At 68.3% G+C, this 21175-nt stretch carries 22 protein-coding genes and 2 pseudogenes; 4 read left to right on the top strand and 20 right to left on the bottom strand.

The annotated features are described in order from the left end of the window. Positions 1 to 12: 12 nt before the first annotated feature. From lspA to ACT53N_RS14095, 8 genes and pseudogenes are all read right to left on the bottom strand, one after another. Positions 13 to 510 (bottom strand): signal peptidase II, encoded by a 498-nt coding sequence (gene lspA / locus ACT53N_RS14130; protein ID WP_476064485.1) that lies wholly within the window; start codon positions 508 to 510, stop codon positions 13 to 15. 137 nt (positions 511 to 647) lie between these two features. Next, positions 648 to 3554 carry an isoleucine--tRNA ligase gene (ileS, locus tag ACT53N_RS14125; RefSeq protein ID WP_476064484.1) on the bottom strand — a complete coding sequence of 969 codons (2907 nt, stop codon included), beginning with the start codon at positions 3552 to 3554 and terminating at the stop codon, positions 648 to 650. Positions 3555 to 3631: 77 nt separating this feature from the next. Beyond that, a complete protein-coding gene (locus ACT53N_RS14120; protein WP_024265596.1) occupies positions 3632 to 3676 on the bottom strand; it encodes a hypothetical protein in 45 nt (14 codons plus the stop codon). 166 nt (positions 3677 to 3842) lie between these two features. Then, entirely contained in the window at positions 3843 to 4934 is a 1092-nt protein-coding gene (locus tag ACT53N_RS14115; RefSeq protein ID WP_476064483.1) for a S1C family serine protease, read from the bottom strand. A 102-nt stretch (positions 4935 to 5036) separates the two neighbouring features. Next, positions 5037 to 5156 (bottom strand): annotated as a pseudogene (locus ACT53N_RS14110) (hypothetical protein); the annotation flags it as partial. Positions 5157 to 5163: 7 nt separating this feature from the next. Beyond that, positions 5164 to 6105: a bifunctional riboflavin kinase/FAD synthetase gene (locus ACT53N_RS14105; protein ID WP_476064482.1), complete on the bottom strand. Its 942-nt coding sequence runs from the start codon at positions 6103 to 6105 to the stop codon at positions 5164 to 5166. Further along, on the bottom strand, positions 6105 to 6530 hold the full coding sequence (locus ACT53N_RS14100; protein WP_476064481.1) for a MaoC family dehydratase: 426 nt from the start codon (positions 6528 to 6530) through the stop codon (positions 6105 to 6107). Before ACT53N_RS14100 ends, ACT53N_RS14105 begins: the two co-directional genes overlap by 1 nt. Before the next feature lie 57 nt (positions 6531 to 6587). Then, entirely contained in the window at positions 6588 to 7448 is an 861-nt protein-coding gene (locus ACT53N_RS14095; RefSeq protein ID WP_476064480.1) for a TIGR01459 family HAD-type hydrolase, read from the bottom strand. A 146-nt stretch (positions 7449 to 7594) separates the two neighbouring features. On the opposite strand from ACT53N_RS14095, the gene ACT53N_RS14090 reads away from it, so the two are divergent. Then, the gene (locus ACT53N_RS14090) at positions 7595 to 8161 is read left to right on the top strand and encodes an NnrU family protein (protein WP_476064479.1); all 567 of its coding nucleotides are present in this window, start codon (positions 7595 to 7597) and stop codon (positions 8159 to 8161) included. 52 nt (positions 8162 to 8213) lie between these two features. Here ACT53N_RS14090 and ACT53N_RS14085 read toward each other — a convergent pair whose 3' ends face one another. The 3 genes from ACT53N_RS14085 to tipF form a co-directional block, all read right to left on the bottom strand. Further along, the gene (locus ACT53N_RS14085) at positions 8214 to 8900 is read right to left on the bottom strand and encodes a 2OG-Fe(II) oxygenase (protein ID WP_476064478.1); all 687 of its coding nucleotides are present in this window, start codon (positions 8898 to 8900) and stop codon (positions 8214 to 8216) included. Further along, complete coding sequence (locus ACT53N_RS14080; protein ID WP_476064477.1) at positions 8897 to 9124, bottom strand: Ada metal-binding domain-containing protein; 228 nt, start codon at positions 9122 to 9124, stop codon at positions 8897 to 8899. Before ACT53N_RS14080 ends, ACT53N_RS14085 begins: the two co-directional genes overlap by 4 nt. A 74-nt stretch (positions 9125 to 9198) precedes the next feature. Continuing rightward, positions 9199 to 10467, bottom strand: coding sequence for a flagella assembly cyclic-di-GMP phosphodiesterase TipF (gene tipF / locus ACT53N_RS14075; RefSeq protein WP_476064476.1), 1269 nt, complete (start codon positions 10465 to 10467; stop codon positions 9199 to 9201). A 188-nt stretch (positions 10468 to 10655) separates the two neighbouring features. On the opposite strand from tipF, the gene ACT53N_RS14070 reads away from it, so the two are divergent. Together ACT53N_RS14070 and feoB are read left to right on the top strand one after the other, a co-directional pair. Next, the gene (locus ACT53N_RS14070; protein ID WP_476064475.1) at positions 10656 to 10976 is read left to right on the top strand and encodes a FeoA family protein; all 321 of its coding nucleotides are present in this window, start codon (positions 10656 to 10658) and stop codon (positions 10974 to 10976) included. Positions 10977 to 10980: 4 nt separating this feature from the next. Further along, the gene (gene feoB, locus ACT53N_RS14065; protein ID WP_476064474.1) at positions 10981 to 12888 is read left to right on the top strand and encodes a ferrous iron transport protein B; all 1908 of its coding nucleotides are present in this window, start codon (positions 10981 to 10983) and stop codon (positions 12886 to 12888) included. Between the two features lie 42 nt (positions 12889 to 12930). Here the strand turns inward: feoB and ACT53N_RS14060 are convergent. The 9 genes and pseudogenes from ACT53N_RS14060 to epmA form a co-directional block, all read right to left on the bottom strand. Beyond that, positions 12931 to 13037, bottom strand: a pseudogene (locus ACT53N_RS14060) (hypothetical protein); the annotation flags it as partial. Beyond that, a complete protein-coding gene (locus ACT53N_RS14055; protein ID WP_476064473.1) occupies positions 13037 to 14065 on the bottom strand; it encodes an AraC-like ligand-binding domain-containing protein in 1029 nt (342 codons plus the stop codon). The pseudogene ACT53N_RS14060 and the gene ACT53N_RS14055, both read right to left, overlap by 1 nt. A gap of 333 nt (positions 14066 to 14398) precedes the next feature. Further along, positions 14399 to 15640, bottom strand: a complete 1242-nt coding sequence (locus ACT53N_RS14050) for a DUF418 domain-containing protein (protein WP_476064472.1) — start codon at positions 15638 to 15640, stop codon at positions 14399 to 14401. Between the two features lie 32 nt (positions 15641 to 15672). Beyond that, positions 15673 to 16551, bottom strand: a complete 879-nt coding sequence (locus ACT53N_RS14045; protein WP_476064471.1) for a 3-hydroxybutyryl-CoA dehydrogenase — start codon at positions 16549 to 16551, stop codon at positions 15673 to 15675. A gap of 138 nt (positions 16552 to 16689) precedes the next feature. Next, positions 16690 to 17727, bottom strand: a complete 1038-nt coding sequence (locus ACT53N_RS14040) for a lysine-2,3-aminomutase-like protein (RefSeq protein ID WP_476064470.1) — start codon at positions 17725 to 17727, stop codon at positions 16690 to 16692. A gap of 48 nt (positions 17728 to 17775) precedes the next feature. Beyond that, entirely contained in the window at positions 17776 to 18477 is a 702-nt protein-coding gene (locus ACT53N_RS14035; RefSeq protein ID WP_476064469.1) for a VIT1/CCC1 transporter family protein, read from the bottom strand. 74 nt (positions 18478 to 18551) lie between these two features. Next, positions 18552 to 18992 (bottom strand): TerB family tellurite resistance protein, encoded by a 441-nt coding sequence (locus tag ACT53N_RS14030; RefSeq protein ID WP_476064468.1) that lies wholly within the window; start codon positions 18990 to 18992, stop codon positions 18552 to 18554. After that, positions 18950 to 19228 (bottom strand): hypothetical protein, encoded by a 279-nt coding sequence (locus ACT53N_RS14025; RefSeq protein ID WP_476064467.1) that lies wholly within the window; start codon positions 19226 to 19228, stop codon positions 18950 to 18952. Before ACT53N_RS14025 ends, ACT53N_RS14030 begins: the two co-directional genes overlap by 43 nt. A gap of 169 nt (positions 19229 to 19397) precedes the next feature. Further along, positions 19398 to 20444 carry an EF-P lysine aminoacylase EpmA gene (gene epmA / locus ACT53N_RS14020; RefSeq protein ID WP_476064466.1) on the bottom strand — a complete coding sequence of 349 codons (1047 nt, stop codon included), beginning with the start codon at positions 20442 to 20444 and terminating at the stop codon, positions 19398 to 19400. A gap of 120 nt (positions 20445 to 20564) precedes the next feature. On the opposite strand from epmA, the gene efp reads away from it, so the two are divergent. Next, entirely contained in the window at positions 20565 to 21131 is a 567-nt protein-coding gene (gene efp / locus ACT53N_RS14015) for an elongation factor P (protein ID WP_062094234.1), read from the top strand. Positions 21132 to 21175: the final 44 nt, after the last annotated feature.

Here is a 21175-nt window from a genome sequence, read left to right as displayed (position 1 = left end):
AATCGGCCGAAATTACTCGGTCTGGTGCGAGAGTTTCTTCTCTTCCGACAGGAAGCTGTCGAGCAGCAGCAGCGCCACCCCCACCGAGATCCCCGAGTCGGCGACGTTGAACACCCAGGGAAAATAGAGCCGCGAGACGTCGATGAAGTCGACGACATAGCCGTACAGCACCCGGTCGATCAGGTTGTTGCCGATCGCTCCGCCGATGATCAGGCCGACACCCAGCGCCGGCAGCGGCTTGACCGCCTTGCGGACCCAGACGGCCAGGCCGATCACGACCAGCACCGAAAACCCGATCAGCAGCCAGCGGCCCCAGTCGCTGTTGCGCAGCAGGCCAAAGCTCATGCCGAAGTTATGGACCATGGTCAGGTGCAGAGGCCCGAGGAACGGCAGGCTCGCGCCCTGCTCGCGGCCAAGCAGACCCAGGATCCAGACCTTCGAGATCTGGTCCAGCACCACCGTGGCGGCGGCGACGGCGTAGGCGATCCAGCCTTGGCGGGTGATGGTCAAAGGTCGTCATCCCCTGTCTGAAATCCTTTCCCAGAGGGAGAGGAGGGACCCGCCGCGAAGCGGTGGGAGGTGAGGGGTTACGCCGTCGGACGGCTTACCCCCTCACCCCTGCCCCTCTCCCCATGGGAGAGGGAGATTTAGTGCGCCGCGTCCCAGTAGGCCACGGCGTCGGCGTCGCGAAGGCTAAGCTCCGGATAGCGCGGATCGGTTCCGACCTCCGGCAGGATGCGCCACGAGCGGGCGCATTTCTGACCTTCGGCCTTGTTGGGGTCCACCGACACGCCCTTGACCTCGTCGACGCTGAAGGCGCCGGCGTCGTCCGCGACCAGGGTCGCGGCGCTGGTCCGGAACACCTCGGCCGCATCCAGGCCTTCGAAGGCGGCCAGCAGGTCTTCATCGGCGACATGCACCACCGGCGCAGCCTCCAAGGCCGAGCCGATGCGCTTTTCGCGGCGTTCGACTTCCAGGGCGCCGGTCACGACGCTGGTGACCTTCTCGACCTTGGCCCAGCGGGCGGCCTCGGCGTCGTTGCGCCAGGCGGCCGGGGTTTCCGGGATCACGCGGTAGGCCACCGGGCCCGCGTCGGGGAAGCGGGTGGTCCAGGCCTCTTCCATCGTGAAGCTGGCCAGCGGGGCCAGCCAGATGGTCAGGCGATCGAACACATAGTCCAGCACCGTGCGATAGGCGCGGCGCTTCAGGGCGTCGGGGCGGTCGCAATAGAGGCTGTCGCGGCGCACGTCGAAGAACAGCGCCGACAGGTCGCCCTGGCAGAACTCGATCAGCGGCCGGATCACGTCCGAGAAGGCGTAGCGCTCGTAAGCGGCGCGGACCTGGCCATCCAGCTCCCACAGGCGGTGCAGGATGTACTTTTCCAGCGGCGGGAACTGGTCGTAGTCGGTGACCCGTTCTGCCTCGTCGAAGCCGGCCAGGGCGCCCAGCAGGTAGCGCATGGTGTTGCGCAGCTTGCGATAGGCGTCGGTCGTGGTGGCCAGGATCGTCTTCCCGATGCGCTGGTCTTCCTGGTAGTCGACCATGGCCGTCCACAGGCGCAGGATCTCGGCGCCGGACTCCTTGGTGATCGACTGCGGCTCGACGGTGTTGCCGCGCGACTTGCTCATCTTCTCGCCGTTCTCATCCATGGTGAAGCCATGGGTGACGACGGCCTTGTAGGGCGCGCGGCCGCGGGTGCCGGAGCCTTCAAGCAAGCTGGACTGGAACCAGCCGCGGTGCTGGTCGGAGCCTTCCAGATAGAGGTCGGCCGGCCAAGCGCTGTCCTCGCGGCCCTCGATCGTGAAGGCGTGGGTGCAGCCGCTGTCGAACCAGACATCGAGGATGTCGGTGATCTTCTCGTACTGGGCCGGGTCGTGGGCGCCGAGGAAGTCGCTGTCGGGGCGCGTGAACCAGGCGTCGGCGCCGCCCTCGCGGATGGCGGCGAGGATCCGAGCGTTGACCTCGGGGTCGTTCAGCGGGTGGCCGGTGTGCTTGTCGACGAACATCGCCAGCGGCGTGCCCCAGTTGCGCTGACGGCTGATCAGCCAGTCGGGACGCGTCTCGACCATCGAACCGATGCGGTTGCGGCCGCCGTCCGGATAGAAGGCGGTGTCGGCGATGGCCTGCACGGCCACCTCGCGCAGGGTCTTGCCGCCCAGGCTCTCCACCGGATGGTCCATGCGGATGAACCACTGCGGGGTGTTGCGGAAGATCACCGGGGCCTTGGAGCGCCAGCTGTGCGGATAGCTGTGCTCGACGCGACCGCGCGCCAGCAGGTTGCCGGCCTCGATCAGCTTTTCCATCACCGCGCCGTTGGCGGGCCCGAACTTGCCGACCTTCTTGCCCTCGGTCTCCAGCACCTTCAGGCCCGCGAACAGGGCCACGTGCGGATAATAGGCGCCGTCGGGATCGACGGTGTCGGGGATCTCGCGGTGACCGTGGGCCAGCCAGACCTGATAGTCGTCGGCGCCGTGGCCCGGCGCGGTGTGGACAAAGCCCGTACCGGCGTCGTCGGTCACGTGGTCGCCGGCCAGCATCGGCACGGCGTAGCCATAGTGGCTGTCGAGGTCGGCCAGCGGGTGGGCCAGCACCATGCCTTCGCAGTCGACGGCTTCGACGCTCTTCCACGACGCCACCTTGGCGGCCTTGAAGACGTCGGCGGCCAGCTTGTCGGCGATGATCAGGCGATCGCCCGGCTTGGCCCAGGGCTCGAACTCCAGGCCTTCCTCTAGCGCGGTGACTTCAAACACCGAGTAGGGGATGTCGGGATTGTACGAGACCGCGCGGTTGGCCGGGATGGTCCACGGGGTGGTGGTCCAGATCACCAGCTTGGCGCCGACGGCCGCGTCAGAGCCCTGAACCACCGGGAACTTCACCCAGATCGTCGGCGAGACGTGGTCGTGGTACTCGATCTCCGCGTCCGCCAGGGCCGTGCGCTCGACCGGGCTCCACATCACCGGCTTGGAGCCGCGATAGAGCTGGCCGGTCGACAGGAACTTATGAAACTCCTCGACGATCTTGGCTTCCGAGGTGAAGTCCATGGTGGCGTAGCGGTTCCACCAGTCACCCAGCACGCCCAGGCGCTGGAACTCGGTCTTCTGGGCCTCGATCCAGCCGCCGGCATAGGCGCGGCATTCGCGGCGGAACTCCTCGGCCGGGACCTCGTCCTTGCGGCGGCCCTTGGCGCGGAACTGCTCCTCGATCTTCCACTCGATCGGCAGGCCGTGGCAGTCCCAGCCCGGCACGTAGTCGACGTCATAGCCGAGCGCAAAGCGGCTGCGGACCACGAAGTCCTTGAGGATCTTGTTCAGCGCGTGGCCGATGTGGATCGCGCCATTGGCGTAGGGCGGGCCGTCGTGGAACACGAACAGCGGGGCGCCGGCGGCCTGGCGCTTGGCGCGCACCGCGCCGTACAGGCCCTTGTCGGAGAGGGCGGCCCAGCCCTCCAGGATTTCCGGCTCCTTCTTGGGCAGGCCCGCGCGCATCGGGAACGGAGTGTCGGGAAGGAAGACGGTTTCGCGATAGTCGCGGGCGGTCGTGGCGTCGTCGGCCATGGGAATGGAATCCGGCTCTGGAAATTTCGGAAGAAGGCGGGAGAACCCGGCGCGCGCTGGAGGATCGTCCGGCGGCGTCACGCCGGGCGGATAATTCGCGACATCTTCCGAACGGAACTCATGGGGTGGGGATAGCAGAGGCGGGACGGCAAGGCCAGTGCATCAAAGATCCTCCCCCCAGCGGGGGAGGTGGTCGCGAAGCGACCGGAGGGGGAAGGGCTTGAGCGCCTGCCTCTTCCCCCTCCGTCGTCTCTCCGAGCCGACACCTCCCCCGCTGGGGGGAGGATTTTACGCCCCGGGCTTCCTCAGCCTCGGCGTCACGGTCACCTGCATCAGCCGCGCGTGGCGGATCAGGGTGAACACCGTCGGCTTGCCGATGCTGTGGTTGTCCAGCGCCCGCAAGAGGTCGTCGAGACCCGTCAGCAGCATCTCACCGGCGGCGATCAGCAGGTCGCCTTCCTTGATCCCGGCCTTGGCCGCCGGGCCGCCGGCGTCGACATGGGCCACATAGACCGCATAGGGCTGGTTCACGCCCGTGGCCCGCGCCAGGGCCGGCGGGATCGGGGCTTGTTGCGCGACAAGGCCGATCGAGCCGCGCCGCACGTGGCCGTGGGCCAGAAGCTCGCCGATCACGAACTTGGCGGTGTTGGCCGCGACTGCAAAGCACAGGCCCTGGTAGCCAGCGATGATCGCCGTGGCGATGCCGACGACCTCGCCGGTCGAGCTGACCAGCGGCCCGCCGCTGTTGCCCGGATTGAGCGCGGCGTCGGTCTGGATCAGGTCCTCGATCAGGCGGCCGCGCTCGGCGCGCAGGGAGCGGCCCAGGGCCGAGACGACGCCGGTGGTCACCGTGGCCTCAAAGCCCAGCGGCGCGCCGATGGCGATGACCAGCTGGCCGCGCCGCAGCTTCTTGGAGTCGCCCAGCCGCGCAACGGGGATCTCGACGGCCTGATCGACCTTGATGAGCGCCAGGTCCGTGTCAGGGTCGTCGCCGACGCAGCGCGCGGTCAGGCTGCGGCCCTCGGCGGTGATGACGATGAAGCGGTTGGCGCCCTGGACCACGTGGCTGTTGGTCAGGATCAGTCCGCCCTCGGCGATCGCGAAGCCCGAGCCGACGCCTTGCATGCGCGGGTCGTCAAGCATCGGATGGATGCGCACGACGCTGGGGCCGACATGCTCGACCGCCCGGACCACGGCGTTGGAATAGGCGTCCAGCAAGTCGCCGTCGGGCAGGGCGCAATAGCCGCCCTCGACCTCGACCGCCTTGCCCGTGTCGAACACGAACTGGGCGCCGTCCGGATAGGCCAGGATCTCGTGCCGACGCGGCGCGACCGGCCGCCTGGCCCGCGCGAAATGATGATACTTGCGCCCCTTGAGCATCCGGTCCCCACCTGGAAGTTAACCAAGGTTAACGGGTGGGGCGACGGGAGGAAAGCAATTCTCCGGCGGCGGGAGCGGGGGCTGAGTCGAGCGCCCCCTCCGTCACGCGGCCTTGCCACGCGACACCTCCCCCGTTTCACGGGTGAGGAGGAAGCCGCTTCCCTCCTGCCCCGCTTGCGGGGGAGGTGGATCGACGCGAAGCGTCGAGACGGAGGGGGCGTCGTACCCGCTAAAACGCCGGCGCGACGATCGCGCGCGCGGCCTGCTCGTCGCGGCGGATCTGGTCGATCATCAGCTCCAGGCTGTCGAACTTCAGCTCGGGACGCAGGAAGGCCACCAGTTCGGTCTCGATGATCTGGCCGTAGAGGTCTTCGTCGAAGTCGAACAGCCAGGTCTCCAGCCGCGTCTCGACGAGGCCCGTGGTCGGGTTGTTGCCCAGATTGGCCACGCCCGGGGCCACGCGGCCGTCGGGCAGGCGGGTGCGGGTGGCGTAGACGCCGAGTTTCGGGACCACATAGTCCTCGACCTCGACATTGGCGGTGGGGAAGCCCAGCTGGCGGCCCAGCTGCTGGCCGCGCCGGACCACGCCCTCGATGGCGAAGGGGCGACCCAGGATGCGGGCGGCCTGCTCGGGTTGGCCGGCCCGCAGGGCGTCGCGCACGCCCGTCGAGGAGAACTTCTCGCCGTCGCCGCTGGCCACCGGTTCGGCGATCGAGACGGTGAAGCCGTACTCCTCGCCATAGGCGCGCAGCAGATCGGGGCTGCCGGTGCGGCCGCGTCCGAACGAGATGTCGAAGCCGGCGGCCACGTGGGTGACGCCCAGGCCCTCGACCAGCACCTTCTCGACGAACTCGCGGTCGCCGTAGCTGGCCATCTCGAAGTCGAACGGCAGCAGGTAGAAGGTGTCGACGCCCAGTCCCGCCAACGCCCGGGCCTGCTGGGCCTGGGTCATCAGCTTGAAGGCCGGCTCGGTGGGGCGGAACAGGCGGCGCGGATGCGGGTCGAAGCTGATCACGCCCAGCGGCGCCTTGCTGGCCATGGCCGCCTTGGCGGCCTGGGCGATCACCTGCTGGTGGCCGCGATGCACGCCGTCGAAATTGCCGAGCGCGACGGACGCGCCGCGCTCCTCGGCGGGCAGGCTCTTCCAGGCGTGAACAGTCTTCAGGGGCATCAGGCGGCCTTGCGCGGAACCATGACCACAGCCTCGCCGTCGACCACCGGCTTGCCGTTGACCAGGCAGACCGTGGCGAGGGTGACGCGGGCCTTGGCCTCGTCGATTTCAGTGATGGTGGCGCGGGCGGTGACGGCGTCGCCGATCTTGACCGGGCGCTTGAAGCGCAGCGCCTGGGACAGATAGATCGCGCCGGGGCCGGGCAGGGTGGTGCCCAGCACCGCCGAGATGTAGCCGGCCGACAGCATGCCGTGGGCGATACGCTCGCCAAAGCTGGTGCCGGCGGCGTAGTCGGCGTCCAGGTGGACGGGATTGTTGTCGCCGGTCACCTCGGCGAAGGCCACGATGTCGGCCTCGCCGACGGTGCGGACCAGCTCGGCCGACTGGCCGACATTCAGCTCTTCCAGGAACTTACCCTGCATCACGCGCTCCCCTGCGGCTTTTATTGTGCGTTGCACACAGTCTAACCGCTCAATCCGTCATCACCAGACCAGATCGCCGATCGCGTGGGTCGCGCCCACGGCCTCGGCGTCCAGCAGGGCGTGGACGGCGTCGGGAACCAGCTGGCCGTCGGGACCCACGGCCTTGTCGCCATGGATGCCCTTGGCCACGAACAGGCAGGCCAGCTTCTGGTCGTGCGCGCCCTTCACGTCGGTGATCACGCCGTCGCCGACGCAGACGATGCGGGCGCGGTCGACGGGGCGGCCCAGGAGGCGCTCGGCCTCGGCGATGGCCAGGTCATAGATCTGGCCGTAGGGCTTGCCCGCCATCACCACCTTTCCGCCCAGGCTCTCATAGAGATCGGCCAGGGCGCCGGCGCAGAAGATCAGCTTGTCGCCGCGCTGCACCACGCGGTCTGGATTGGCGCAGATGAACAGCAGGCCGCGCTCAGCGGCGACCTTCAGACGGTCGCGATAGTCCTCGGGGACCTCGTTCTCGTCGTCATAGAGGCCGGTGCTGGAGATGAAGTCGGCGTCCTCGCAGCCGGCGTCGACCAAGTCGATGCCCTCGTAAAGCACCTCGTCGCGGGCGGGACCGATCTTCCAGACCTTGCCCGGGGCGTTGGCCTTCAGGAGGGCGCGGGTGGCGTCGCCCGAGGTCACGAAGCCCTGCCAGGCCGAGCGCGGCACGCCCAGCGCGTCCAGCTGCGCCACCACGTCGTGCGACGGGCGCGGCGAGTTGGAGATCAACACCACCGGGCCCTTGGTCTGCGCCCACTGGGTCAGGGCGTCGCAGGCCTCGGGAAAGCTGACGACGCCATTGTGGATCACGCCCCAGACGTCGCTCAGCACCACGTCGTAACGGTCGGAAAGGGCGGAGAGGCCGGGGGGGAAATCCATCATGGGCTCGGCGGTAGCGGTCCGGGAACGGGGCGTCAATGCGGCCCGCCCCTTAGCTGAGCCCTGGGCGGCGGGATTCAAGGCCCGTCAGGCGATGCTATCGAAGACCGACGTTCCGTGACTATGCTCGCCGTCAAAGGGAGGGCGTCATGACGATTCTGGTTCTTGGTCTTGTGCTGTTTCTGGGGATCCACTCGGTGCGGATCCTGGCCGCGCCCTTCCGCGACGCCCAGGTCGCCGCCAGTCCCAAGCGCTGGCGCGGGCTCTATTCGCTGATCGCCGCCGCAGGCCTTGGCCTGATCATCTGGGGCTGGATCGTCTATCGCCCCGCCGCGCCGCAGCTCTACGATCCGCCCGCCTGGGGCCGTCACGCGGCCATGCTGCTGGTGTGGCTGGCCTTCATCCTCTTGCCCACGGCCAACGCCCCGGCCGGACGCATCAAGGCCACGGTGCGCCACCCGATGCTGCTGGGCGTGATCCTGTGGTCGGCCGGCCACTTGCTGGCCAATGGCGACCAGGCCTCGGCGCTGCTGTTCGGATCGTTCCTGGTCTGGGCGGTGGTGGATCTGGTCTCCGCCATCAGCCGCAAGGAGCCCGCCCCGGTGGTGGTCAAGCCGCGCTCGGACCTGATCGGCGTGTTGGGCGGGACGGTGCTGTATCTGGTGTTCGTGTTCGTGCTGCACCGGCTGCTGTTTGGCGTTGCGCCGATGGGGTGAGGGGGCGCACCCTCACACTCCCCGGCATTCGCCGGGGAGGTCGGAACATGACCTATTGGGCATCATGAAAAATCACCCCCAGCGTCCGCCGCCGCCCGGACCGCACCTCGCTGACGCCATGCCGCAGCATCCGCCGATGGACGCCACGCGTCCCATCGGCCGGACGCTCCCGCACCGCGAAGATCACGCCTTCGCCCTGTCTTAGCGGCACGACCTGCGGCGCGGACTGCTGACGGGGGCGCTGCTCGACGATGACGAACTCGCCGCCGTCGAAGTCGCGCCCCGGCTCGTCCAGCAGGAACGCCGCCTGCAGCGGGAAGACGTGCTCGCCATAGAGGTCCTGATGCAGGCAGTTGTAGTCGCCGGGGCCATAGGTCAGCAGCAGGGGCGTAGGGCGAACCTGACCCGCCTCGTGGCAGCGGGCCAGCATCGCCTCCAGCGTGTCGGGAAAGCGGCGGTCCTCGCCCAGGCGCTGCGCCCAGCGGTTCGCGATCCCCGACAACGGGCCGTAGAGGCTCTCTCGCAGGCGCTGTACGACTTCGGGCAGCGGATAGCTGAAATACTTGTACTCGCCGCGCCCAAAGCCGTGGCGGGCCATGACCACCCGACTGCGGAAGCCTACGTCGTGCGGATAGAGGTCGGCGACGGCGGCGCAGGTCTCGGGTTTCAGTAGCGGCCCGGTCAGGGCCCAGCCGCGCGCGTCCAACTCGGCGGCGATGCGGGTCCAGTCGAGACTCACGCGGCGACCCGGTCGGGCTTGCAGCGCAGGCACGCGCGGAAGCCGGCGGCTTGGGCGGCCTCGCGGCTGTCGTGGAAGACGACGTTCTTGCGCAGCGGGCGAGCCGGACAGCTGGCGATGCAATAGACGCCGGTCGTGCGCACGGCCACGAAGAAGGCGCCGTCGGCGGCGCGGTCGCGCGCTTCCCAGGCCGCCCAGCGGGCGTCATCAGTGTCGTAAGTCATCGGGGGCTCCTTCTGACGGGAGACCCTGCCGTCCGCGCGGGGCGGCGTCATTCCGATGCTTGCTGTCTTAGGTCCTACCAGCCCACGGCGCGGCGACGCATCGGCGCGCGGATGAAGTCGGCGGGCGGGTCGGCCTCGGCCAGCACCGCGTCGCGGATGGCGCGCGGCTCGCCGAACAGGTGGCCCTGGCCATAGCCGATGTCGAGGTCCAGCACCTCGGCCACCTGCTTCTCGGCCTCGACCTTCTCGACGATCACCTCGACGCCGTAGCGACGGGTCAGGGCGGCGAAGTCGCTGGCGTTGAGGTCGGGCAGCGAGGCGATGACCAGCTTGCCGTCCTGCTCTTCCAGCTGGTCCAGCATCATCTGGGCGCCGACCTTCAGGAACTTGACGTCGGCCCGGGCCAGGTCCTGGAAGTCGACGTCAAGGTCGTTGACCTTGTCCAGGCTGAAGCTGAAGCCCAAGCTGGCAAGACGCGCCATGTGGCGGGCCTCGACCGGGCCGCGACGATCAAACGCCGCCTGGCCCAGCTCGAAGATCACCGCGCCGGCCAGGTCCTTGTTGCCCTGCATGAACTCCAGGAACTGCGGGAAGAAGCTCTCGTCGCCCAGGCTGGCCAGCGAGATGTTGCAGAAAATCCCGACCTTGCGGTCCTGCTTGGCCAGGCGGCGGACAATCTGTACGCAGCGGAACAGCAAGAGGTTGTCGATGGCCGTCATCAGGCCTTCGCCCTCGGCCACCGCCAGATATTCGGCCGGCATCATCACGCGGCCGGTCTCGTCGCGCAGGCGCGAGAAGCTCTCGTAGAAGACGGTCCGGCGCTGGGGCAGGCTGACGATCGGCTGCAGGTAGAGGTCGACTCGGTTCTCGGCCAGGGCGTCCTGCACAACCTGCAGCATGTGGCTGGCGTGGGGCGCGCGATCGCGGCCGCTGCTGCGGGCCGAGGCGGCGGCGACCTGATGGGTCAGCTGGTGCTCCAGCCGGTCGTTCATCTGCTGGATCAGGTCCTCCAGCTGATGCACCTCGGTCGACAGCTCCTCGGAGCGGCGCTGGGCGTCGGCGGCGACGGTGTCGACCAGGTCGGTGACGCGGGCGTCGACCTTCTCGATCTGGTCCAGAAGAATGGCGTGGGCTTCGCGGATGGTGTCGATGTCCAGGCGCAGGGCCGCGCCCATCAGGGCCTGGGCGATCAGGCCGTGGAAGGCGAAACACAGGCCCAGCGTGCCGATGAACGCAGACACGCCGACAGTCGGCGTCGCTCCCGTCCTCCAGAGGAAGAGGGAGACGATCAAGGCCAGACAGAGATAAGCGCCCGTCAGGAGCGCCAGCATCAGTCTACGCATAATCCGTCCACACGAATCGTTACACGCAATCAGACCGGTCCCGGCCTGAAGAGTCGAATAGATTAACGGCCCTGCGCCATTCCGTCCCAACGATCCTTAAGGGCGCAGCATAACCCACATCCGGAGGATCGCTGAATCGACATTGGGCGCTTCGACTGATAATCGTTCGCAATCTAATCGGAGCCATGATGTCCGAAGCGTTCGTTTTGTCGCCTGAATTCAACCCCGCCGAGATCGCGTCGGGCGTGCGCCCCCTGGCCAGCGCCGGCCGCGGCGAACGCGGCGTGATCGTCCGTGTGACCGGCCACAGCGGCGCGGCCGAGGCCATCGTCGCCGAGGAGCTGGAGCGCCGTTTGCTGGAGATGGGCTTTGTCGAGGGCGCGTCGATCGAGGTGCTGCACGAGGGCCTCTTCGGGCGCGATCCGATCGCGGTTCGGGTGGACGACACCCGCGTGGCCCTGCGTCGCCGCGAGGCCGGCGCGATCAGCGTGAAATTCGACGGACGCTAGGACCTTGACCCCCGATTCCGGCGCCGCCGCGCCCCCCGTCGCTTCGTCGACCGCCGACACCGCCCGGATCGCCCTGGTCGGCAATCCCAACTCCGGCAAGACCGCCCTGTTCAACGCCCTGACCGGCAGCCGCCAGAAGGTGGCCAACTACGCCGGCGTCACGGTGGAGCGGAAGGAGGGCGTGCTGACCGCCCCCAGCGGCCGCCAGATCCGCGTGCTGGACCTGCCGGGCACCTATTCCCTGCGCGCCCGCAGCCCCGACGAGGTCGTGACCCGCGACGCGGTGCTGGGCAAGCTGGCCGGCGAGGACGCGCCCCAGGCCCTGGTGTGCGTCGCCGACGCCACCAACCTGCGTCTGGTGCTGCGCCTGGCGCTTGAGCTCAAGCAGGTGGGCCGCCCGTTCGTGCTGGCCCTCAACATGTACGACATCGCCCAGCGCCAGGGCCTGCGCATCGACCTTGAGCGCCTGCAGGCCGAGATCGGCGCGCCGATCGTCACCACGGTGGCCACCCGCAAGCGCGGCCTGCCCGAGCTGCTGGACAAGGTCGAGGCCCTGGTCGAGCGCCAGGCGCTGACCGCCGAGAACGCCTGGCATGAGCCCAGCCCCGCCGAGATCCGCGTCGCCCACGCCGAGGCCCAGCGCATCTTCAAGCTCTGCGTGAAGCCGCCCGAGCGGCCCGACACCATGACCGGCAAGATCGACGACGTGCTGCTGCACCCGGTCGCGGGTCTGACCATCCTGCTGGGCCTGCTGTTCGTCATGTTCCAGGCGGTGTTCACCTGGGCGACGCCCGCCATGGACGGCATCGACGCGGGCTTTGCGGCCCTGATCGAGCTGACCAACGCCCACCTGCCGCAGGGTCTTCTGACCAGCTTTATCGCCGACGGTCTGATCGCCGGCGTCGGCAGCGTGCTGGTGTTCCTGCCGCAGATCCTGATCCTGTTCTTCTTCATCCTGCTCCTGGAAGACAGCGGCTACATGGCCCGCGCGGCCTTCCTGATGGACAAGATCATGGGCGGCGCGGGCCTGCACGGGCGCGCCTTCATCCCGCTGCTCAGCAGCTTCGCCTGCGCCATTCCCGGCATCATGTCGACGCGGGTGATCGACAACCGCCAGGACCGCCTGACCACCATCCTGGTCGCGCCGCTGATGACCTGCTCGGCGCGGATCCCCGTATACACCCTGATTATCGGCGCCTTCATTCCCAACCAGACGGTATGGGGCGTGCTGTCGCTGCAGGGTCTGGTGATGTTCGGCCTCTACGCCAGCGGCATCGTCAGCGCGCTCGTGGTGTCGTTCGTGATCCGGCGCATCTTCTGGCGCGGCGCGGTCGAGCCCTTCATGATGGAGCTGCCGACCTATCGCTGGCCCGAGCCGCGCAATGTGCTGATGAACCTGTGGACCCGCGCGCGCATCTTCATGAGCCGGGCGGGCCGCATCATTCTGCCACTGATGGTGCTGGTCTGGGTGCTGTCGACCTTCCCCTATCCGCCCGAGGGCGCGACCGGGCCGGCCATCGACTACTCCATCGCCGGGCGCCTGGGCCAGTTCCTGGCCCCGCTGATGGCCCCGATCGGCTTCAACTGGCAGATGACCGTGGCCCTGATCCCTGGCATGGCCGCCCGCGAAGTGGCCGTGGCTGTGCTGGGCACCGTCTACGCCGTCGGCGGCGAGGACGGCGAGACTGGCGCGTTGTCGACCCTGCTCAAGAATCAGTGGTCGCTGGCCAGCGCCCTGTCGTTCCTGGCCTGGTACGTCTTTGCGCCGCAGTGCCTGCCCACCCTGGGCGTGGTCAAGCGCGAGACCAACAGCTGGGTCTGGCCGACGGTCATGTTCGTCTACATGGTGGGCTTGGCCTATATCGCCGCGTTCGTGACCTACCACGTCGCCGTGGCGCTGGGCGCGGGGTAGGGGGCCAGAGCGCGCCCTCCGTCCCGTCGCGTATCCGCGCCGCGCCACCTCCCCCGTTTCACGGGTGAGGATGATCTCCTAAAGCCCTCCTGCCCCGCTTGCGGGGGAGGTGGATCGCTGCGGATACGCAGCGAGACGGAGGGGGCGTCTACAACAAGCTCCCCACCCACACGAACACGTCGTCCGGGCGTTCCAGGGCTGACAGACCTTCCTGCCGCGCCGCGCCGCCCAGGCGGCGCAGGCGCCCCGGTGTCACGCCGAAGCGGGCGCGGAACACGCGGCTGAAGTGGGCGTCGGACCGGAAGCCCAGACCGTAGCCGATCTCGGCCAGGGTCTTGCGCTCGCTCTGGTCCCGGATGATGTCGTCGAAGGCCTGGTCCAGGCGACGCGCCTGGATGAAGGCGCTGACCCCGCCGGCTGGCTCGAACACCTTGTAGAGCAGGCTGCGCGAGATCCCCAGATGCTCACGAACCGCCTCGGGCGACAGGTCCGGGTCGGCCAGGCGCTCGATGACGAAGTCGCGGGCCGAGGCCAGCAGCATCTTCTCCACCGGCCGGGCGTCGTCGCCGCCGACCTCGCCATGGGCCAGGATCGCCGCGCTGAACAGGGTCGCCGCCGCCTTGGCCGCCAGCGCCGCCTCGGCGGTGGTGATGGTCTGGCTGCTGTCCCACACCGCCCGCATGTGCGCGCCCAGGATCCGCCCGGTGGCGGTGTCTTCGGACACCACGCGACCGTGGAAATCGATCTGGTCGACCCGCTCATCCAGCATGGCGCGGGGGATGGCCAGGTTCAGAGTCTCGAAGGCGGCGGTGGTCATGTCGAAGGGGCGCGACATGTCGATCAGGCGGATCGCGCCCATGCCGCTGTCGGCGGCCCGGCCGTCATAAATCCCGCGCCAGCCGCCCGAGCTCAGTTCCAGAACGGCCAGCACCGAGTCGGCGGTGTCGGCGATGATATGCGCATAGCGGCGCTCGAACCGCTGGGGCACGCCCTTGCACCGCGCCAGGACGACGCCGCCCAGATTGTAGCCGTCCATCCGGTTGTGGAATTCGGCGTCCGGGCCCAGCAGCGTGACCTCGAACAACTGCGCGCAGGCCTGCCGGTATCGCTCGGCGGCGTCAGCCTCCTCCCGGGCGTCCAGAATCCACAAGTCTCTCGGCGGCGTTTCAGTGTGCATGGATCCTCGGCGGTCGAGGAGGCTCTCGCCGATTCCAGACAGCTAGACAATAGAACGTGGACAGGCGGGCAATGACAGAGCGGCGCCGCACCGCCAAAAGAAGCGAGCTTTTTCGGGCGCGCCGGTGGGGTAGTTGGCGCGCTCGAAAGAGCGGTCGTCGACTCCTCCGCCGGGGTTCGACGGTCTAGCCGGCGCGATTCCCCTGTCGCGTCGGCCTCGGGGGCGAGTTTCCAGGCCGTGATCGGGGGATCAGCGCGCCTGGGTCGGGGGAAGCGAAGGGCGCGCGCATGAGGGTGCGCGCGCCTGGATCTCTCGTAAATACAGGCTTTTATCTCAAGCTTCCCGCGCGAGGCCCTTGCCGTAGGACAAGCGGCGCCAGATCCATTCCATCGGCCCCATCGAGACGCGCGACAGCCACAGCGGCGACCAGATTAGCTGCAGCGCCCAGATGGCGATCACACAGCCCCACAGCTCGACCCGGTTGAGCTCGCCAAACAGTCCCAGGCCACGGCCGCTCCAGAACAGCGTCGTCATCAGGATCGACTGGGTCAGGTAGTTGGTGAAGGCCATCTGTCCCAGCCGCGCCACGGGGCTCAGCAGGCCGGCGAACAGGCGCGAACGGATCAGCAGGATGGCCAAGGAGGCATAGCCGAGCGTGATCGGCAGGCTGGCGAACTCATAGGCCAGGTTGTAGCGGCCCAAGGCTTGCGGCTTGGCGAAGTCGGTGGCCAGCTTCATGCTGTTCTCCCAGCCGGTCCAGGCCAGGCCCGCGCCGCCCAGGGCGATCAGCAGCAGGTAAATCCAGGTCTTGGCCTTGCCGGTCAGGAAGCCGGTCTTGAACAGCGCCATGCCCAGCAGCATCAGGGCGCCGGTGCGCCAGATGAACACGATGAGGCTGGCGGGCTGCAGGATCATCCAGCTCTTGAAGTTCTCGCCCAAGGCCGGGACCAGCCCGCCGCGCATCGCCGCCGTCGCGGCCGCCACGTCCACGCCTGACCCGGGTTGGCTCATCTGGGCGATGATCTTTTGCTGCAGGTCGGCCGGGGCGCTTTCCAGCAGGATCAGCGGCGCGACCGCGAGGGCCGAACCTAGCAGCAGGATGGTCAGGCTGACCGTGAACAGCCGCCTGGGCGTCCAGGACCGCGCCAGCAGGGCCACAAAGCCCGTGCAGGCGTAGAGCAGCAGGATGTCGCCGTACCAGATCAGCAGGCCATGCAGCAGGCCGATTACCAAGAGCCAGCCCAGCCGGCGGCGCAGCAGGGCGCCGCGGGCCTTGTCCGAGCGCTCGCCGCCCACCAGCAGGATCGACACCCCGAACAGGATCGAGAACAGGGTGACGAACTTGTAGTGGAAGAAGGTCTGCACGACCCACCAGGCCATGCCTTCGCTTCCGGCCATCCCGAAGGGCGACAGCTCGGGCGACATGTAGACCGACATGGGCAGGCCGAAGGCGACGGCGTTGACGGCCAGGATGCCCATGACGCCCAGGCCCCGCAGGACGTCCAGGCTCAGGTGGCGGTCAGCCTTGGCGACGGGGCGCAGGGCCTCCGTCGTCGGCGCGGTGGTGTCAGTCATGGCGTCCCCTCTCTGAGACGCCACGATTACGCCTAGCGCGTGGGAACCGGCGTCTCGCCCCGATAGTCATAGAAGCCGCGTCCGGTCTTTTTGCCAAGCCAGCCGGCCTCGACATATTTCACCAGCAGCGGGCAGGGGCGGTACTTGCTGTCGGCCAGGCCCTCGTGCAGCACGTTCATGATGCTGAGCACCGTGTCGAGGCCGATGAAATCGCCCAGCTCCAGCGGACCCATCGGGTGGTTGGCGCCCAGCTTCATCGCCGTGTCGATGGCGTCGACCGTGCCGACCCCTTCGTACAGGGTGTAGATCGCCTCGTTGATCATCGGCACCAGCACGCGGTTGACGATGAAGGCGGGGAAGTCTTCGGCGTTGCTGGTGATCTTACCCAGCGACTGGGCGAAGCTGACGGCCGCCTCATAGGTCGGGACGTCCGTGGCGATGCCGCGGATGATCTCCACCAGCTTCATCAGCGGCACGGGGTTCATGAAGTGCAGGCCGATGAACCGCTCGGGACGGTCCGTGGCCGAGGCCAGGCGCGTGATCGAGATCGACGAGGTGTTCGAGGCCAGCAGCGTCTCAGCTTTGAGGTGCGGTTGCAGGCTGCGGAAGATCGATTTCTTGATCTCCTCGTTCTCGGTGGCGGCTTCGATCGCCAGATCCGTGGCGCCGATCGCCTCCAGGCCCTCGGCGGGCTGGATGCGGGCCAGGGCCGCCTTCATCGTCGCGTCGTCGATGATTCCACGGCCCACCTGACGGGTCATGTTCTTCTCGATGGCGGCGACGCCCGCGTCGATCCGCTCGCGCGAGACGTCGTGGAGCCGTACGTCATAGCCGCCCAGGGCGACGACATGCGCGATGCCTGACCCCATCTGGCCAGCGCCGATAACGCCGACCGTCTTGATTTCACTCATAAAAGCCAAGCCTTCGCTTGAATTCGCGCCGGACGTCACAGCCCGGGCCATCTGTTGTGACAACTTTTCTAGCACGAGAAACCCTGCCCTCGCCAAGGCTTTGCTGCGTCGCAACGGGGCGCGACGACAGGGCTGTCTTCACGCGAGGGGCGGATAGGGCCGTGTTGCGCCGTCCGGGTCCTCGACGGCGCCGTTTTCAAGGTAGTTCGGGCCGACCGGAACCTTGCCGTGGCCGCCCGGGATGTCGAGCACATAGGTCGGCTGGGCCAGGCCCGACAGCGTCCCGCGCAGGGCGCGCATGATCGCCTGACCTTCGGCGACCGTCGTGCGCAGATGCCCGGTGCCGGGCGCCAGATCGCCGTGGTGCAGGTAGTAGGGCTTGATCCGCGTCTCGACGAAGGCGCGCATCAGCGCGGCCAGGGGCTCGGGGGCGTCATTGACTCCGCGCAGCAGCACCGTCTGGCTGACCATCGGGATCCCTGCGTCGATGATCCGCGCGCACGCGGCGCGGGCGGCGGGCGTCAGCTCGCGGGCGTGGTTGGCGTGCAGCGCGACATAGACCGCCTTCGACGAGCCTTTCAGCGCCGTCACGAGCTCATCCGTGACGCCTTGCGGATCGACGGCCGGGACGCGGGTGTGGAAGCGCACGATCTTGACGTGCTCGATCGCCTCAAGCCGCTGCATCAGGTCGGCGAGCCGTCGGGGCGACAGCACCAGCGGGTCGCCGCCGGTGACGATCACCTCCCAGATTTCCGGGTGCTGCGCGATATAGGCGAAGGCCGCGTCCAACTGGGCCGGGGTCAGGTTGGACAGCCCCTCGGGGCCGACCATCTCGCGCCGGAAGCAGAACCGGCAATAGACCGCGCAGGTGTGGGTCGGCTTCATCAGTACGCGGTCCGGATAGCGGTGGACGATCCCTTCCACCGGGCTGTGGGCGCCGTCGCCGATCGGGTCGCCGTCTTCGCCCGGACTGGCGACCAGCTCCTCGGGCGAGGGGATGAACTGCCTTGCAATCGGGTCCGCTGCGTCGCCGGGTGTGATCAGCTCAGCCATGGCCGGGGTGATCGCCACCGCATAGCGCGCCGCCACCGCCTCCAGCGCCGGTAGGCGCTCGGGCGAGACCAAGCCGGCCTCGGTCAGGGACCGGACGTCGCGAAGGGTCTTTGCGGGGGGCATAAGGCGCGGGGATATGCGGGATTTTGCGCCGCGACGCAAACCTCGCCCCTAAACGACCGCCCCGAACAGCTTGCCGATCACAGCGGTGACCACGAGGGCCAGAGCGCCCCAGAAGGTCACGCGCAGCATCGGCTTCCAGGGACTGGCGCCGCCCGCCCACGCGCCCAGCCAGCCCAGCACCGCCAGGAAGATCAGGGTCGCGATCGAGATGGTCGGGATGATCACCGGCAGCGGGGCCAGCATCGACACCAGGAGCGGCATGGCCGCCCCGACCGCGAAGGTCGCCGCCGAGGTCAGGGCCGCCTGAACGGGCCGTGCGGTGACGTGTTCGGAGATGCCCAGCTCGTCGCGCGCGTGGGCGGCCAGGGCGTCGCCGGCGTTCAGCTGTTCGGCGACCTGCCGGGCGAGATCGGGCGTGAGGCCGCGCGAGACATAGATCGCGGTCATTTCCTCCAGCTCCTCCTCGGGCTGCGTCTCCAGCTCCTTGCGCTCGCGGGCGAGGTCGGCGGCTTCGCTGTCGGCCTGGGAGGCGACCGACACATACTCACCGGCCGCCATCGACATGGCCCCGGCCACCAGGCCCGCGCTGGCCGCCAGCAGGATCGGACCGCGCGTGGCTTCGGCCGCCGCCACCCCGACCACCAGCGAGGCGGTCGAGACGATGCCGTCATTGGCGCCCAGCACCGCCGCGCGCAGCCAGCCGATCCGTGACACTGCGTGTCGCTCGGTGTGCGCCTTCAAGCGGGTCATGCGTCGCTCCCTGTTCCCCTGCACTCTGGGGTGGAGCAGGACGCGCGACCTTGATCCGCGTCAAGCGCGTTGAGCTAAGGCAGAACCCGCACAGGACTGACGTCCAACCAGGCGCAGATGTCGAGCACCGCCGAGCGCTCCTCGGCTTCCAGCCCGCCGTCGATCGACACCGCCACGGCGGCGGCGGCGACGCTTTCCGCCTCCGCGCGGCCCTTCAGGCGGCGGATCATCAGCTCTGCCTCCACCCACGTCTCTTCGGGGCGGGTGTCGAACCGCGCGTCCAGCGTCTCGAAAGTCTGCAAGGCGACCTCGAGGTCGGCGCCCTCGAGGCCGATATGCCGTTTCAGGCGCTCGACCATGCGCCCGCGCTCGTCGGGCGTCACGGCGCCGTCGACCTGGGCGATCAGCACGCAGGCGGCGACCAGGGCGTTCAGCTGTTCACGTTGGGGATCTTCGAGCGTGTCCGGCGGGATCACCGCCACCGCGCGGCTGTAGCGTTCATCTCCTGAGACCAAAGCTGCTCTTTCAGCCGCTCGCGACGTAGGTCCCACAGGCGCATCAGGCCCCGGTCGGGGGTCGGCTTACGGGCTTCCTCGTGCAGGGCGGTCGTCAGCCGCGCGATCTCGGCGCGCAGTTGTCGGGCGTTCAACAGGGTCAATAGGCGCTCCTCTGGTATCGAGGGGCGCGCCCGACGCCGGGCGAGGGGTTTGGCGAGAGGGGGTAAGCCGCCAGGACCCAACATCGAGCGCACCCGATGCGGTCCGACATCACGTTCGACCTGAGGGGATCGACTACGTCAGAGGGGCCCGGCCCGCAGACCTCATCTTGTGCGAACGCGTAGAATTCTCAAGAGGGGTCGTGCATTTTTTGATGCAGCGGGGCGTCCTCGCCCTTCGACGGGTTCAGGGTGAGGACGATTTTCACCCCGCCACCGGCGTCCAGACCACGTCCTCGATCCGCCGCGCGCCGGAGGCCAGCAGGACCAGCCGGTCAAAGCCCAGGGCCGAACCCGAGGCCGGCGGCATGTGCGCCAGGGCCGCCAGGAAGTCCTCGTCGATCGGATAGCGCTCGCCGTAGATCCGCGCCTTCTCGTCCATCTCGATCAGGAACCGGCGACGCTGCTCGACCGGATCGGTGAGCTCGCCGAACGCATTGGCCAGCTCCACCCCGCAGGCGTAGAGCTCAAAGCGTTCGGCCACACGCGGATCGGCGTCTTTGGGGCGGGCCAGCGCCGCTTCGCTGATCGGATATTCGCAGAGGATCGTCGCCCGGCCCTCGCCCAGGCGCGGCTCGACCTTCTCCACGATGATGCGGCTGAAGATGTCGGCCCAGCTGTCGTCCTCGGCCACGCGGATCCCGGCCTTGCGCGCCTCATGGGCCAGGGCGTCACGGTCGGTCGCGCCATCGGTCGCCACGCTGGCCAGGAGGTCGACGCCCGCGTGGCGCGCAAAAGCCTCGGCGACCGACAGACGTTCGGGCGCGGCGAAGGGGTCGCAGGTCATGCCCCGGAAGTCGAAGCGCTGGGTCCCCGCCGTTTCCGCCGCCAGGGCCAACAGGGTCGCGCAATCGTCCATCAGGGTCTGGTAGGGGGCGTCGGTCCGGTACCATTCCAGCATGGTGAACTCCGGATGATGCAGCGGCCCGCGCTCGCGGTTGCGCCACACCTTCCCGAGGCTGAAGATCTTCTCCTCGCCGGCGGCCAGGAGCTTCTTGCAGGCGAACTCCGGCGAGGTGTGCAGATAGAGCGGGCTGGACTCGCCCGCGATCGTCAGGGCCTCCGTGGCGAAGGCGTGCAGATGCGCCTCGTTGCCGGGCGAGACCTGCAGGGCTGCGGCCTCGACCTCCTCGAAACCCTGATCCTCGAACCAGGCCCGGAAGGCCTTGGTGATGCGGTTGCGGGCCAGGAGAAACGGCCGGCGATCGGCGTGGACGCCGGCGCGCCACCAGGTCGAGGAAGGCTGAGACAAGGCTACAAAACCGAAGAGGCTGGAGATTTCGCCCCTTTCGCTATACGAGGGCGCTCACGGATCAATAGCACGAACGCGCCCGCGGCCTCGCGCGCGCTTTCATCCAAGGAACGTAACTACGTGAAGGTCGCAGCCAGCTCGCTCCGCAAAGGCTCTGTCGTCGACATGGACGGCAAGCTCTATGTCGTCCTGAGCGCCGAAAACATCCACCCCGGCAAGGGCACCCCGGTGACCCAGCTGAACATGCGCCGCATCTCGGACGGCGTGAAGGTTTCGGAGCGCTATCGCACGACCGAGCAGGTCGAGCGCGCCTTCGTCGACGACCGCAACCACACCTTCCTGTACAGCGACGGTGACGGCTATCACTTCATGAACCCGGAAACCTACGACCAGCTCGTGGCCACCGAAGAAGTGATCGGCGACGCCGCTCCCTATCTGCAGGAAGGCATGACCGTCATCCTGTCGACCCACAACGACGTGCCGATCGCCATCGACCTGCCGCGCACCGTGGTGCTCGAGATCGTCGACACCGAACCGTCGGTGAAGGGCCAGACCGCGTCGTCGTCCTACAAGCCGGCCGTGCTGAGCAACGGCGTCAAGACCACCGTGCCGCCGTACATCACCGCCGGCACCAAGGTCGTCATCCTGACTGAAGACGGCTCGTACGTGGAACGCGCCAAGGACTAAGGTTTCGACCCGTTCGAACAGGCAAAGGCCCGGCGGGAGATCGC

It is taken from the genome of Caulobacter sp. DMC95 (assembly GCF_056313785.1).
The sequence above is the reverse complement of the archived record's forward strand: the minus strand, read 5'-3'. Positions and strand labels throughout refer to the sequence as shown.

Excerpts from the sequence above, each read along its gene's own strand:
- ileS (WP_476064484.1), bottom strand. The coding sequence starts at position 3,554 with ATGGCCGACGACGCCACGACCGCCCGCGACTATCGCGAAACCGTCTTC.
- ACT53N_RS14115 (WP_476064483.1), bottom strand. The coding sequence starts at position 4,934 with ATGCTCAAGGGGCGCAAGTATCATCATTTCGCGCGGGCCAGGCGGCCG.
- ACT53N_RS14105 (WP_476064482.1), bottom strand. The coding sequence starts at position 6,105 with ATGCCCCTGAAGACTGTTCACGCCTGGAAGAGCCTGCCCGCCGAGGAG.
- ACT53N_RS14095 (WP_476064480.1), bottom strand. The coding sequence starts at position 7,448 with ATGATGGATTTCCCCCCCGGCCTCTCCGCCCTTTCCGACCGTTACGAC.
- ACT53N_RS14090 (WP_476064479.1), top strand. The coding sequence starts at position 7,595 with ATGACGATTCTGGTTCTTGGTCTTGTGCTGTTTCTGGGGATCCACTCG.
- ACT53N_RS14080 (WP_476064477.1), bottom strand. The coding sequence starts at position 9,124 with ATGACTTACGACACTGATGACGCCCGCTGGGCGGCCTGGGAAGCGCGC.
- tipF (WP_476064476.1), bottom strand. The coding sequence starts at position 10,467 with ATGCGTAGACTGATGCTGGCGCTCCTGACGGGCGCTTATCTCTGTCTG.
- ACT53N_RS14070 (WP_476064475.1), top strand. The coding sequence starts at position 10,656 with ATGTCCGAAGCGTTCGTTTTGTCGCCTGAATTCAACCCCGCCGAGATC.
- ACT53N_RS14055 (WP_476064473.1), bottom strand. The coding sequence starts at position 14,065 with ATGCACACTGAAACGCCGCCGAGAGACTTGTGGATTCTGGACGCCCGG.
- ACT53N_RS14050 (WP_476064472.1), bottom strand. The coding sequence starts at position 15,640 with ATGACTGACACCACCGCGCCGACGACGGAGGCCCTGCGCCCCGTCGCC.
- ACT53N_RS14045 (WP_476064471.1), bottom strand. The coding sequence starts at position 16,551 with ATGAGTGAAATCAAGACGGTCGGCGTTATCGGCGCTGGCCAGATGGGG.
- ACT53N_RS14040 (WP_476064470.1), bottom strand. The coding sequence starts at position 17,727 with ATGCCCCCCGCAAAGACCCTTCGCGACGTCCGGTCCCTGACCGAGGCC.
- ACT53N_RS14035 (WP_476064469.1), bottom strand. The coding sequence starts at position 18,477 with ATGACCCGCTTGAAGGCGCACACCGAGCGACACGCAGTGTCACGGATC.